We start from the raw sequence: 12,713 nt of genomic DNA on the forward strand, positions 1-12,713 counted from the left end.
GACCCGGCAACTTTATTTCGTTTGCCGCGCACCACCGCTCACGGCTTAGATAAAAAGAAGTCCTCCTACTTCCGAGCCGGTCATTCATGCGCAGCGAAACCATCAGCCAGTCGATCAACATCGTTCACCCTGTCACCCTCAGCCACGGCAAAAACGCCGAGGTCTGGGACACTGACGGCAAACGCTACATCGACTTTGTCGGCGGCATCGGCGTGCTGAACCTTGGCCATTGCCATCCGCGCATCGTCGAGGCCATTCGCGAACAAGCCACCCGACTGACCCACTATGCGTTCAACGCCGCGCCCCATGTGCCCTACCTCGAGTTGATGGATCGCCTCAGCACGTTCATACCGGTGGATTACCCGGTCAGCGGCATGCTCACCAACAGCGGCGCGGAAGCGGCGGAGAACGCCCTGAAGATCGTCCGTGGCGCCACCGGCCGCACCGCGGTTATCGCCTTCGACGGCGCGTTTCACGGCCGCACGCTGGCAACGCTCAACCTCAATGGCAAAGTCGCGCCCTACAAACAGAAAGTCGGCGTGCTGCCGGGGCCGGTGTATCACCTGCCTTTCCCCAGCCAGGACAACGGCGTGACTTGCGCCGATGCGCTGAAGGCCATGGAGCGCCTGTTCAGCGTCGAGATCGATGTCGACGACGTGGCGTGTTTTATTGTCGAGCCGGTGCAGGGCGAAGCAGGTTTCCTGGCCATGGAGGCCGAGTTCGCCCAGACGTTGCGCAAATTCTGCGACGACAAGGGCATTGTGCTGATCGCCGATGAAATCCAGTCCGGTTTCGGTCGTACCGGCCAACGCTTTGCATTTTCGCGACTGGGTATCGAGCCTGACTTGATCCTGCTCGGCAAAAGCATCGCCGGCGGCGTGCCGCTGGGAGCGGTGGTCGGGCGCAGATCGCTGCTGGATAACCTGCCCAAGGGCGGCCTTGGAGGCACCTATTCCGGCAACCCCATCGCCTGTGCGGCGGCATTGGCGACCCTGGACGAAATGACCGATGCCAACCTGCACGCCTGGGGCACGCAACAGGAAGAGGCGATTGTCGGCCGCTATGAAGCCTGGCGCTCAAGTAGGCTGACGCCGTATCTGGGGCGTCTGACCGGCGTCGGCGCCATGCGTGGCATCGAGTTGATCAACGCCGATGGCTCGCCAGCACCGGCACAATTGACCCAACTGCTGGCCCTGGCGCGGGACGCCGGGTTGCTGCTGATGCCCAGCGGCAAGTCGCGGCACATCATTCGCTTGCTGGCGCCATTGACCACCGAGGCGACGGTGCTGGAGGAAGGGCTGGATATCCTTGAGGCGTGCCTGAAGAAACTGGCCTGAACCACAGCGCCCACTGTAGGAGCGAGCATGCTCGCGAAGAACCTGAGAGCTCCGCGGGGTGTCAGGCTCCCAGCGTTATCGTTGACGACCATCGCGAGCGAGCTCGCTCCTACAGGGACATGTGTATTTTCCGAAGGCAAAAAAAACCGGCCGAAGCCGGTTTTTTCGTTTCTACTGAATCAAGCGTTCTGCAGATTGTCCAGGTAACGCTCGGCATCCAGTGCCGCCATGCAACCGGCGCCAGCCGAGGTAATGGCCTGACGGTACACGTGGTCAGCCACGTCACCGGCGGCGAAGATGCCTTCGAGGTTGGTGGCAGTGGCGTTGCCGTCACGACCGCCCTGCACGACCAGGTAGCCGTCTTTCAGGGTCAGTTGGCCTTCGAACAGCGAAGTGTTCGGAGTGTGGCCGATGGCGATGAACACGCCGTCGACTTTCACTTCGTCGAAGCTGCCGTCGTTGTTCTTCAGGCGGGCACCGGTCACGCCCATGTTGTCGCCCAGCACTTCATCCAGGGTTGCGTTGAGCTTCAGCTCGATCTTGCCTTCGGCAACGCGGGCGTTCAGCTTGTCGATCAGGATCTTCTCGGCGCGGAAGGTTTCGCGACGGTGGATCAGAGTGACCTTGCTGGCGATGTTGGCCAGGTACAGGGCTTCTTCGACAGCGGTGTTGCCGCCGCCAACCACGGCAACCGGCTTGTTGCGATAGAAGAAACCGTCGCAGGTTGCGCAGGCGGAGACGCCTTTGCCCATGAACGCTTCTTCCGATGGCAGGCCCAGGTAACGAGCGCTGGCGCCGGTGGCGATGATCAGGGCGTCGCAAGTGTAAGTCGCGCTGTCGCCGGTCAGGGTGTACGGCTTGGCAGCGAAGTCCACGGCATTGATGTGATCGAAAACGATCTCGGTTTCAAAGCGCTCGGCGTGCTCGCGCATCCGCTCCATCAGCGCCGGGCCGGTCAGGCCGTGGACGTCGCCCGGCCAGTTGTCGACTTCGGTGGTGGTGGTCAGTTGACCGCCGGCCTGCATGCCGGTGATCAGCAGTGGCTTGAGGTTGGCACGGGCGGCATAGACCGCGGCGCTGTAACCGGCAGGGCCGGAACCGAGAATAATCACTCGCGAATGACGGACTTCAGACATGACCTGCTCCTGTTGACCGGCCCGGAACACCTGGCGCGGAACGCCGGATTGCCGGCTGGAATAAAAAAGAACGGTTGAAAGCACTTGGGGAAGGCTTGAACCCGACCGTCCTGTAAAAGATTGGGTGCAGCGTATCGAGGGGGCGAAGATTAAGGAAATACGGTTTAACAATCCAGCTCATAGGTGGTCTCTATGCAATCTGCCCGACGATATCGACGTCTTTGTTACAGTGAATGTCGATACCGCCACCGCGCTTTCGCATGTGCAGCAAAGCCGGTAAGGTCGGCGCGTTTTCCCTCTGCCCGGAGCACCTTATGCCCGCCCCTGTCCTGTCCGGCCCGCAATACCTGCGCGAAGGCCTCAAGCTGGTGCTCAGCCCCAGCCTGCGTTTGTTTGTGTTGTTGCCACTGGCGATCAACCTGGTGCTGTTCGTCGGATTGATCTATCTGGCCGGCCATCAATTCAGCCTGTGGGTCGACACGCTGATGCCGTCCCTGCCCGACTGGCTGAGTTTTCTCAGCTACATCCTCTGGCCGCTGTTCGTGGTGCTCGTCGTACTGATGGTGTTCTTCACTTTCACCATGCTCGCCAACGTCATTGCCGCGCCGTTCAACGGCTTCCTCGCGGAGAAAGTCGAAGTGGTGGTGCGCGGCACCGATGATTTTCCGACCTTCAGCTGGGGTGAACTGATTGCGATGATCCCGCGCACCCTGGCCCGGGAAATGCGCAAGCTCGGCTATTTTCTGCCCCGGGCGATCGGGTTGTTCATCCTCTCGTTCATCCCGGTGGTGAACATCATCGCCGCGCCGCTGTGGCTGTTGTTCGGGGTGTGGATGATGGCGATCCAGTACATCGACTACCCGGCGGACAACCACAAGCTGGGCTGGAACGAGATGCTCGCGTGGCTGCGACAGAAGCGCTGGCAGAGCATGAGCTTCGGCGGCAGCGTCTATCTGGTGCTGCTGATACCGGTGGTCAACATCCTGATGATGCCGGCCGCCGTGGCCGGGGCGACGCTGTTCTGGGTGCGTGAACGCGGCGCGGAAAACCTGGTGGCACAGCGCTGAGTCACAAATCCATCATCCCGACGTCACACTGACGACATGGCCCCAACCGACACTGGGGTCATGACGACAGCTCTGCATATCACCCTGATCACCGAAACCTTCCCTCCCGAAATCAACGGCGTGGCCAATACCCTTGGTCGCTTGTGCGACGGCTTGCGCGCGCGCGGGCATCAAGTGGAGTTGGTGCGACCGCGTCAGGGCTGCGACCAGCAGTTGGGCAGCGACGATGAGTTGCTGCTGTGCCGCGGCTGGCCGCTACCGGGCTATCCCGGTTTGCAATGGGGTCAGTCGTCGATGCACAAACTGCTGCGGCGCTGGACGCGCCACCGCCCGGACGTGCTCTACATTGCCACCGAGGGCCCGCTGGGCCTGTCGGCCTTGCGTGCGGCACGGCGACTGGGAATTTCCGTGGTCAGCGGGTTCCACACCAATTTCCAGCAGTACTCCAACCAGTACGGGCTTGGTTTGCTCACGCGCCTGCTGACTCACTACCTGCGCTGGTTCCACAACCGCTCGACCATGACCCTGGTGCCCAGCGTCAGTCAGCGCATGGAACTGGAGCGGCGGCATTTCGAGCGACTCGCGTTGCTGTCCCGAGGGGTCGACAGCGAACTGTTTCACCCGGCCAAACGTCTGAATGCCCTGCGCGAGCAATGGGGACTGGCCGAGGAAGACATCGCCGTCATTCATGTCGGACGCCTGGCCGCGGAAAAAAATCTCGGCCTGCTCAAGCGCACCTTCAATACCCTCAAGGCGAGTTATCCCCAGCGCATCCTGAAACTGATCGTGGTCGGCGATGGCCCGCAGCGCCAGGAACTGCAAAACGAAATGCCCGAGGCGATTTTCTGCGGTACCCAACGGGGTGAAGCACTGGCGTGTCACTACGCGTCAGGCGACGTGTTTCTGTTTCCGAGCCTGACTGAAACGTTCGGCAATGTGGTACTTGAAGCACTTGCCTCGGGGCTCGGCGTGGTGGCCTACGATCAGGCGGCGGCCGCCCAGCATATACGTCATGGCTACAACGGAGTGTTGGCGATGCCGGGGGATGAAGAAGCATTCTGCGATGCCGCGGCATGGCTGCTGGAGGAAAGGGAAACCTTGCGCAATGTACGTCTCAATGCGCGCCAGCATGCCAGTCGCCAGGGCTGGGCGACGATCATCGAGCAGTTCGAGGGACAGCTGCGCGGGGCGTGTGCCGGGGAGATGGTGGTGCCGAATGCACCGACTGTTCCCTGATTTGCTGTGTTTTTGAGTCAGCCTTCGCGAGCAAGCCCGCTCCCACACTTGATCGCATTTCCCTGAGAGAACGCGGTTACTTGTGGGAGCGGGCTTGCTCGCGAAAGCGTCAGTCCAAGTGCCGCTTAAACCAAGGTCATCAACGCCTCACGGCTGAACGGCAGAATGTCTTCCTCACGGCCGTCACGCACTTTCTGCGCCCAGTCCGGGTCCACCAGCAACGCGCGACCGACCGCCACCAGGTCGAACTCGTCGTTGTTCAGGCGCTCCAGCAGCTTTTCCAGGCTGGCCGGTTGTGCGACCTTGTCGGTGTTGACCATGAACTGCAGGAACTCGCCGTCCAGGCCGACGCTGCCCACGGTGATGGTCGGCTTGCCGGTGAGTTGGCGGGTCCAGCCAGCCAGGTTCAACTCGGAACCGTCGAACTCCGGCTCCCAGAAGCGGCGGGTCGAGCAGTGGAAAATATCCACGCCTGCGTCGGCCAACGGTTTGAGGAACTCGCCCAAGGCTTCCGGGGTTTGCACCAGGCGTGCGGTGTAGTCCTGCTGCTTCCACTGGGAGAAACGGAAGATGATCGGGAAACCCTCACCGACCGCGGCACGCACCGCCTGAATCAATTCAATGGCGAAGCGCGAACGGTTGGCCAGGCTGCCGCCGTATTCGTCGGTACGCTGGTTGCTGCCTTCCCAGAAGAACTGGTCGATCAGGTAACCGTGGGCGCCGTGGATTTCCACGCCATCCATGCCAATGCTCTGCGCATCCTTGGCAGCCTGGGCGAACGCAGCGATCACGTCCTGGATATCCTGCCTGGTCATGCCGTGCACCACGACCTGACCTTCCTTCACTTTTTCCGACGGGCCAAAACCGGGCACGCTGGCGTCCGGCTCGGTGCCGATACGACGTACGCTGCCCACATGCCACAACTGCGGCACGATCTTGCCGCCTTCGGCGTGAACGGCGTCGACGACTTTCTTCCAGCCGGCCAGGGCCGCTTCACCGTAGAAATGCGGAACGTTCGGGTAACCGTTGGAAGCCTTGTGACCGACGGTGGTGCCTTCGGTGATGATCAGGCCGACGCCCGCAGCGGCGCGTCGACGGTAGTATTCGATCACCTTGGAATTAGGCACGCCGCCCGGAGAAAAGGAGCGGGTCATCGGCGCCATGACGACGCGGGTCGGCAGCTCGAGGGTGCCGAGGTGGAACGGTTTGAACAGGGCTTTGACGGGCATGGGACGCTCCACATGGAATGACTTTATGACGGTGATAATATGGAGGTTCGCGCGTACTGAACAGCACTATTGATTTGGGTGATGTAGGAGCGAGCTTGCTCGCGATGGTGGTCAACGATAACGCTGGCGGTCTGATGCCCCGCGGTGTTCCTACAACCATCGCGAGCGAGCTCGCTCCTACAAAGGGAGGATTACTTCAGGGCTTTTTCAATCGCCTGAACGACGCTGGGATCGTCCGGAGCAGTACGTGGCGAGAACCGTGCCAGTACGCGGCCGTCCTTGCCCAGCAGGAACTTCTCGAAGTTCCAGGTGATATCGCCGGGAAACTCCGCGCCCTCGCCCGCCAGCAAGCGGTAGAGCTGATGACGATCGTGACCATTGACTTCCAGCTTGCTGGACAACGGAAAGGTCACGCCATAGTTGAGGCTGCAGAAATCCTTGATCTCCTGCTCGGTCCCCGGTTCCTGCCCGGCAAATTGGTTGCACGGCAAGCCCAACACGCTGAAGCCTTTGGCCTTGTATTGCTGGTAGAGGTTTTCCAGCGCCGCGTACTGCGGGGTCAAGCCGCATTTGGAAGCGACGTTGACCACCAGCACGACTTGGCCTTTGAAAGGCGCCAGAGGTAGCTCCTGACCATTCAGGGCTGTCAATTTAAGGTCGTGAAAAGCACTCATGACGTACTCCAGATTCCCGTGTTCTTTTCGAAACAGCCACTTGGCGGCGTCGTCAGGGACAGCCGCATACTAAAAAGGCGCCCACAGGGCGCCTCTCCAGTTATCTGAGCTTAGCGCAGAAATCAGTGGTGATGGCCACCTTCGCCATGGACGTGGCCATGAGCGATTTCTTCCTGGCTGGCGTCACGGATAGCAACGATCTTGACCTGGAAATTCAGGCGCTGACCGGCCAACGGGTGGTTGCCGTCAACGGTCACGTCGTCGCCGTCCAGATCACGGATGGTCACGATCTGCATCTGGCCGTCCGGAGCGGAAGCGTGGAACTGCATGCCCACTTCCAGTTCGTCGACGCCTTCGAACATGCTGCGGCTCAGGGTGCTGACCAGTTCGGCAGCGTATTCGCCGTAAGCATCTTCCGGTTCAACGGCTACGGTCAGCTCGTCGCCGACAGCCTTGCCTTCCAGAGCCTTTTCCAGGCCCGGGATGATGTTGCCTGCGCCTTGCAGGTAGACCAGCGGCGCGCCGCCGGCGGAGCTGTCGATGACCTCACCAGCGTCGTTGGTCAGGGTATAGTCAATGGAGACAGCCTTATTGGCGGCGATCAGCATGGGGCGAGACCTTTTGCATAAGAAGATTGAAGGGCCAAGTTTAGCGAAGCAATCGTCCGAAAGCGAACACAACCCGGACAGACGGGATTCGACGGTCACAGGCTTTCATCAGGACGAGGACGGTCACTGGGTGGCCGAGCTTTCCTGCGGCCATACCCAACACCTGCGGCACCAACCACCCTGGCAATCCCGCGCCTGGGTCATGGACCCTGCGCAACGCCAGGAAAAAATAGGCCAACCCTTTGCCTGCGGTTGGTGCGCACAAGGCTCGGTTAGCGATAACCTTGGCGACTGAATTTCGGTAGATCGCCAGTCATAGGTGCTCACCATTGCCTGCTCCCTTAGAGAATCCGCATGCAAACTTTTTTTATCGCGCCCACCGATTTTGGTGTGGGTCTGACCTCCATCAGCCTCGGGCTGGTGCGTACCCTTGAGCGAGCCGGGCTCAAGGTCGGCTTTTTCAAACCGATTGCCCAGCCGCATCCAGGCGACACGGGCCCGGAACGTTCCACCGAACTGGTGGCGCGCACCCACGGCCTGAAACCGCCTCAGCCACTGGGCCTGGCCCATGTCGAGCGCATGCTCGGCGACGGCCAGCTCGATGAGTTGCTCGAAGAAATCATCACCCTGTATCAGCAGGCCGCCATCGGCAAGGACGTGCTGATCGTCGAAGGCATGGTGCCGACCCGCAGCGCCAGTTACGCCGCGCGGGTCAACCTGCACCTGGCCAAGAGCCTCGACGCCGAGGTGATCCTGGTCTCGGCACCGGAAAACGAAGTGTTGACCGAGCTCTCCGGTCGCGTCGAGTTGCAGGCGCAATTGTTCGGTGGCCCGAAAGACCCGAAAGTCCTCGGCGTGATCCTCAACAAGGTCAAGACCGAAGAAAGCATGGAGGCCTTCGCCACGCGCCTGAAGGAGCATTCGCCGTTGCTGCGCAGCGGTGATTTCCGCTTGCTCGGCTGCATTCCGTTCCAGCCGGAACTGAACGCCCCGCGCACCCGCGACGTCGCCGACCTGATGGGTGCGCAAGTGCTCAACGCCGGTGATTATGAAACCCGGCGCATGACCAAAATCATCATTTGCGCCCGCACCATGCGCAACACCGTGGAGTTGCTCAAGCCCGGCGTGCTGGTGGTGACCCCCGGCGACCGCGACGACATCATCCTCGCCGTCAGCCTGGCGGCGTTGAACGGCGTGCCTCTGGCCGGCCTGCTGCTGACCAGCGACACCTTGCCCGACCCACGCATCATGGACCTGTGCCGTGGCGCCCTGCAGGCCGGACTGCCGGTGCTGTCGGTGAGCACCGGCTCCTACGACACCGCCAACCTGCTCAATGGCCTGAACAAGGAAATCCCTATCGATGACCGCGAGCGCGCGGAAATCATCACCGACTTCATCGCCGGCCACCTCGATGCCAACTGGTTGCATCAGCGCTGCGGCACACCACGGGAGATGCGTCTGTCGCCAGCGGTGTTCCGCTATCAACTGATCCAGCGCGCCCAGGCGGCCAACAAGCGCATCGTGTTGCCCGAAGGCAGCGAGCCGCTGACCGTGCAGGCCGCCGCGATCTGCCAGGCCCGTGGCATCGCTCGCTGCGTGTTGCTGGCCAAGCCCGAGGACGTGCAGGCTGTCGCCCGCGCCCAGGGCATCGAGTTGCCACCTGGCTTGGAAATCATTGATCCGGACTTGATCCGCGAGCGCTATGTCGAGCCGATGGTTGCGCTGCGCAAGAGCAAAAGCCTCAATGCGCCGATGGCCGAGCAACAACTGGAAGACACCGTGGTGATCGGCACCATGATGCTGGCCCTGGATGAAGTCGACGGTCTCGTCTCGGGCGTGATCAACACCACCGCCAACACCATCCGCCCGGCCCTGCAGCTGATCAAGACGGCGCCGGGCTGCACCCTGGTGTCGTCGGTGTTCTTCATGCTGTTTCCGGAAGAGGTGCTGGTCTATGGCGACTGCGTGATGAACCCGCACCCAAGCGCCAGCGAACTGGCTGAGATCGCCCTGCAAAGCGCTGATTCGGCCGCCGCATTCGGCATCACGCCACGGGTGGCGATGATCAGCTACTCCAGTGGCGATTCGGCGAGCGGCGAAGAAGTCGAGAAGGTCCGCGAGGCTACCCTGCTCGCCCACGAACAACAGCACTCGCTGCTCATCGACGGCCCTTTGCAGTACGACGCCGCCGCCAACGAAAACGTGGCCCGGCAATTGGCGCCGAACAGTCAGGTGGCCGGCCGCGCCACGGTGTACGTGTTCCCCGACCTCAACACCGGCAATACCACCCACAAGGCCGTGCAGCGCAGCGCCGACTGCGTCAGCCTCGGGCCGATGCTGCAAGGCCTGCGCAAACCGGTGAACGATTTGCCGCGCGGCGCGCAGGTCGATGACATCGTCTACACCATCGCCCTGACCGCGATTCAAGCCGCCAACCGACCTATGGATGTGTAAATGCTGGACTTCCTCCCCGCCCCGTTGCGCGGCGTGATCGCCGCGCTGCTGTTGGCACTGAACACAATATTGCTCTGCTCGTTCCTGTTCTGCGTGGCGCTGGTCAAGGTATTGCCGTTCACTTTCACCCAGCGCATCGCACGCTGGCTGATGAGCCATACCCATGAAGCCTGGATCAGCATCAACAAAGGCTGGATGAACCTGGTCCGTCGCACCCGCTGGCACATCAGCGGTCTGCAGGGTCTCGACTACCAGCACTCGTACCTGATCACCAGCAACCACCAGAGCTGGGTCGACATTCTGGTGCTGCAATACGTGCTCAACCGGCGCATTCAACCGCTGAAGTTCTTTCTCAAGCAGGAGCTGATCTGGGTCCCGGTGATCGGCCTGGCCTGGTGGGCGCTGGGCTTTCCGTTCATGAAGCGCTACTCCAAGGCGTACCTGGAGAAGCACCCGGAAAAGAAAGGCAAGGACCTGGAAACCACCCGCAAGACCTGTGCGAAATTCCGCGACAACCCGGTGGGCATTTTCAACTTCGTCGAAGGCACGCGCTTCACCGAGGGCAAGCATGCCCAGCAACAGTCCCCCTTCAAGTACCTGCTCAAGCCCAAGGCCGGCGGTATTGCCTTTGTGCTGGATGCGATGGGCGAGCAGCTGGAATCAATCGTCAACGTGACGATTCATTATCCGGCCGGGCGTCCCGGTTTTTGGGATTTGTTGTGCGGGAACGTTGCGGACGTGGTGGTGCACTTTGAAGAGCTGAGGATTCCGCCACAGTTCATTGGCAAGAACTACGACCAGGATGGTGAGTATCGCCTGCAATTCCAGGGCTGGATCAATCAGTTGTGGCAGGACAAGGATGCTCTGCTGGAACAGATGCACCGCGAATTTCCTGACCGCCGCTGAACCAATGTGGGAGCGGGCTTGCTCGCGAAGGCAGTGTGTCATTCAACATTGATGCTGACTGATCCAGCGCATTCGCGAGCAAGCCCGCTCCCACATTTAAATATCACAAGGCATAAAAAACCCGCCGATGATCACTCATCGGCGGGTTTCTTTTTTCCGGTTAACGCTTAGATCGCGCCACGCTCACGCAGCAGACCCAGCACTTGCTTTACGCCTTCTTCCAGAGACACGGACTGGGTGTCGATGACCAGGTCGGCATCCAGCGGTACGTCGTACGGGAAGGACTCGCCCGGGATGTTATCCCCGGCCGCCGCGTACAGGCCTTGCGGATCACGCTCGGCGCAGACCGTTGGCGAAGCCTGGACGTAGACCGTCAGCAGACGCTCCTTGCCGATCAGTTCCCGGGCCTGTTCACGACCTTCGGCACTCGGCGCAACGAACGCCGCCAGGGTCAGCAGGCCGGCTTCGTTGAACTGACGCGCCACGTGCGCGGCACGACGCCAGTTTTCGGTACGCCCGGCGCGATCCTGTGGCAGACCTTTGTTCAGGTCGTGACGCAGGTTCTGGCCATCGAGTACGAACACCGCACGACCCAAGTCGAACAGCTTGCGCTCGACCGCATAGGCCAGGGTGCTTTTGCCCGCGCCCGACAAGCCGCTGAACAACACGGTGGCCGGTTGCTGGCCGAAGCGCTGTGCGCGCTCTTCGGTGGCGACGTGGGCCAGTTTGCCGTGGTGCGTGGAGCTGCCATGGGCCAGCGGCTGGGCGACGATCATGCCGGCGCCAACGGTGCCGTTGGTCAAGCGGTCGATGATGATGAAGGCGCCGGTGGTGCGGTTGCTGTCGTAACCGTCGAGGGCAATCGGCGCATCGAGCGCGATCTTGACCTTGCCGATTTCGTTCAGTTGCAACGCGCTGGCCGGGCCTTCTTCCAGGGTGTTCACGTCGACCTTGTTGACGATGCTGGCAATGGAGCCTGGCACGTAACTGGTGGCGCGCTTGATGTCGTATTTCTTGCCCGGCAGCATCGGCTCTTCAGCCATCCACACCAGCATGGCTTCGAAGCTGTCGGTCACCGGCGGCACGTTGTCGGCGTGAACCAGCAGGTCGCCACGGGAAATGTCGATTTCATCTTCCATGGTCAACGTGACTGCCTGACCTGGACCGGCATGCTCCAGTTCACCTTCGAAGGTGACGATGGACTTCACGCGGCTGCTCTTGCCCGACGGCAGCACCACGACTTCGTCGCCTTTCTTGACGATGCCGCTGGCCAGCGTACCGGCGAAACCGCGGAAGTTCAGGTTCGGACGGTTGACGTACTGCACCGGGAAACGCAGGTCGGTGAAGTTGCGGTCGCCCGCCACTTCCACGGTCTCGAGGATTTCCATCAGCGACTGACCGGTGTACCACGGCGAGCGCTCGGACTTGTTCACCACGTTGTCGCCCTTCAAGGCCGACATCGGCACGAAGTGCATGCTGGTCGGCTTCATCTTCAAGCCTTCGGCGAACTGCAGGTAGTCAGCCTTGATCGACTCGAACACGCCCTGGTCGAAGTCCTTGAGGTCCATCTTGTTGATGGCCACGACTATGTGCTTGATGCCCAGCAACGAGGCGATGAAGCTGTGGCGACGGGTCTGGGTCTGCACGCCGTAGCGGGCGTCGACCAGGATGATCGCCAGGTCACAGGTGGAAGCACCGGTGGCCATGTTGCGGGTGTACTGCTCATGGCCGGGGGTGTCGGCAATGATGAATTTGCGCTTGGCGGTGGAGAAGTAGCGGTACGCGACATCGATGGTGATGCCTTGTTCACGCTCGGCCTGCAGACCGTCGACCAGCAACGCCAGGTCGATGTCTTCACCGGTGGTGCCGACTTTTTTCGAGTCGCGGGTAATGGCTTCCAGGTGATCTTCGTAGATCATCTTGGAGTCGTGCAGCAGGCGCCCGATCAGGGTGCTCTTGCCGTCATCGACATTACCGCAGGTCAGAAAGCGCAGCAGTTCTTTACGTTCGTGCTGGCCCAGGTAGGCGAGGATGTCCTCGCTGATCAAATCAGATTGATGCGACAT

Annotated in this window: 11 protein-coding genes and 1 pseudogene; 6 read left to right on the top strand and 6 right to left on the bottom strand. The window is 61.2% G+C overall.

The features are described from left to right. The first annotated feature begins 86 nt into the window (after positions 1-86). A complete protein-coding gene (locus ACEN8Q_RS19045) occupies positions 87-1,337 on the top strand; it encodes an aspartate aminotransferase family protein (protein WP_413703575.1) in 1,251 nt (416 codons plus the stop codon). Here ACEN8Q_RS19045 and ACEN8Q_RS19050 read toward each other — a convergent pair. Both ACEN8Q_RS19050 and trxB read right to left on the bottom strand, forming a co-directional pair. Continuing rightward, positions 1,337-1,429, bottom strand: a pseudogene (locus tag ACEN8Q_RS19050) (outer membrane lipoprotein carrier protein LolA); the annotation flags it as partial. The gene ACEN8Q_RS19045 and the pseudogene ACEN8Q_RS19050 overlap by 1 nt on opposite strands. An 87-nt stretch (positions 1,430-1,516) precedes the next feature. Continuing rightward, on the bottom strand, positions 1,517-2,473 hold the full coding sequence (gene trxB / locus ACEN8Q_RS19055) for a thioredoxin-disulfide reductase (RefSeq protein WP_007970300.1): 957 nt from the start codon (positions 2,471-2,473) through the stop codon (positions 1,517-1,519). Between the two features lie 314 nt (positions 2,474-2,787). Between trxB and cysZ the strand changes: the two genes are divergently transcribed. Next, on the top strand, positions 2,788-3,540 hold the full coding sequence (gene cysZ / locus ACEN8Q_RS19060; protein ID WP_218429322.1) for a sulfate transporter CysZ: 753 nt from the start codon (positions 2,788-2,790) through the stop codon (positions 3,538-3,540). 36 nt (positions 3,541-3,576) lie between these two features. Continuing rightward, complete coding sequence (locus ACEN8Q_RS19065; RefSeq protein ID WP_413421077.1) at positions 3,577-4,776, top strand: glycosyltransferase family 4 protein; 1,200 nt, start codon at positions 3,577-3,579, stop codon at positions 4,774-4,776. A 125-nt stretch (positions 4,777-4,901) separates the two neighbouring features. On the opposite strand, the gene ACEN8Q_RS19070 is transcribed toward ACEN8Q_RS19065, so the two are convergent. The 3 genes from ACEN8Q_RS19070 to ACEN8Q_RS19080 all read right to left on the bottom strand — a co-directional run bounded on the left by ACEN8Q_RS19070 (position 4,902) and on the right by ACEN8Q_RS19080 (position 7,287). Then, positions 4,902-6,005, bottom strand: coding sequence for an NADH:flavin oxidoreductase (locus tag ACEN8Q_RS19070; protein ID WP_413703576.1), 1,104 nt, complete (start codon positions 6,003-6,005; stop codon positions 4,902-4,904). Between the two features lie 191 nt (positions 6,006-6,196). Beyond that, positions 6,197-6,679 carry a glutathione peroxidase gene (locus tag ACEN8Q_RS19075; protein ID WP_413703577.1) on the bottom strand — a complete coding sequence of 161 codons (483 nt, stop codon included), beginning with the start codon at positions 6,677-6,679 and terminating at the stop codon, positions 6,197-6,199. Between the two features lie 122 nt (positions 6,680-6,801). Then, positions 6,802-7,287, bottom strand: a complete 486-nt coding sequence (locus tag ACEN8Q_RS19080; protein WP_007942189.1) for an FKBP-type peptidyl-prolyl cis-trans isomerase — start codon at positions 7,285-7,287, stop codon at positions 6,802-6,804. Here ACEN8Q_RS19080 and ACEN8Q_RS19085 point away from each other — a divergent pair. The 3 genes from ACEN8Q_RS19085 to ACEN8Q_RS19095 are packed head-to-tail and all read left to right on the top strand — an operon-like array spanning position 7,256 to position 10,647. Continuing rightward, on the top strand, positions 7,256-7,582 hold the full coding sequence (locus ACEN8Q_RS19085) for a DUF3565 domain-containing protein (protein ID WP_322615825.1): 327 nt from the start codon (positions 7,256-7,258) through the stop codon (positions 7,580-7,582). The genes ACEN8Q_RS19080 and ACEN8Q_RS19085 overlap by 32 nt on opposite strands. 59 nt (positions 7,583-7,641) lie before the next feature. Then, the gene (pta, locus tag ACEN8Q_RS19090; RefSeq protein ID WP_413703578.1) at positions 7,642-9,741 is read left to right on the top strand and encodes a phosphate acetyltransferase; all 2,100 of its coding nucleotides are present in this window, start codon (positions 7,642-7,644) and stop codon (positions 9,739-9,741) included. Further along, positions 9,742-10,647, top strand: a complete 906-nt coding sequence (locus tag ACEN8Q_RS19095) for an acyltransferase (RefSeq protein WP_413703579.1) — start codon at positions 9,742-9,744, stop codon at positions 10,645-10,647. Positions 10,648-10,814: 167 nt separating this feature from the next. On the opposite strand, the gene cysN is transcribed toward ACEN8Q_RS19095, so the two are convergent. Next, the gene (cysN, locus tag ACEN8Q_RS19100) at positions 10,815-12,713 is read right to left on the bottom strand and encodes a sulfate adenylyltransferase subunit CysN (RefSeq protein WP_413421087.1); all 1,899 of its coding nucleotides are present in this window, start codon (positions 12,711-12,713) and stop codon (positions 10,815-10,817) included.

Source organism: Pseudomonas sp. Pseusp16 (genome assembly GCF_047324915.1).
GTDB classification, from domain to species: Bacteria; Pseudomonadota; Gammaproteobacteria; order Pseudomonadales; family Pseudomonadaceae; genus Aquipseudomonas; species Aquipseudomonas fluorescens_CD.

What these genes read in the sequence shown, in the direction of transcription:
- ACEN8Q_RS19085 (WP_322615825.1), top strand. Translation starts at nt 7,256, where the DNA reads ATGGAGACAGCCTTATTGGCGGCGATCAGCATGGGGCGAGACCTTTTG.
- ACEN8Q_RS19080 (WP_007942189.1), bottom strand. Translation starts at nt 7,287, where the DNA reads ATGCTGATCGCCGCCAATAAGGCTGTCTCCATTGACTATACCCTGACC.
- ACEN8Q_RS19075 (WP_413703577.1), bottom strand. Translation starts at nt 6,679, where the DNA reads ATGAGTGCTTTTCACGACCTTAAATTGACAGCCCTGAATGGTCAGGAG.
- pta (WP_413703578.1), top strand. Translation starts at nt 7,642, where the DNA reads ATGCAAACTTTTTTTATCGCGCCCACCGATTTTGGTGTGGGTCTGACC.
- cysN (WP_413421087.1), bottom strand. Translation starts at nt 12,713, where the DNA reads ATGTCGCATCAATCTGATTTGATCAGCGAGGACATCCTCGCCTACCTG.
- ACEN8Q_RS19070 (WP_413703576.1), bottom strand. Translation starts at nt 6,005, where the DNA reads ATGCCCGTCAAAGCCCTGTTCAAACCGTTCCACCTCGGCACCCTCGAG.
- ACEN8Q_RS19045 (WP_413703575.1), top strand. Translation starts at nt 87, where the DNA reads ATGCGCAGCGAAACCATCAGCCAGTCGATCAACATCGTTCACCCTGTC.
- cysZ (WP_218429322.1), top strand. Translation starts at nt 2,788, where the DNA reads ATGCCCGCCCCTGTCCTGTCCGGCCCGCAATACCTGCGCGAAGGCCTC.
- trxB (WP_007970300.1), bottom strand. Translation starts at nt 2,473, where the DNA reads ATGTCTGAAGTCCGTCATTCGCGAGTGATTATTCTCGGTTCCGGCCCT.
- ACEN8Q_RS19065 (WP_413421077.1), top strand. Translation starts at nt 3,577, where the DNA reads ATGGCCCCAACCGACACTGGGGTCATGACGACAGCTCTGCATATCACC.
- ACEN8Q_RS19095 (WP_413703579.1), top strand. Translation starts at nt 9,742, where the DNA reads ATGCTGGACTTCCTCCCCGCCCCGTTGCGCGGCGTGATCGCCGCGCTG.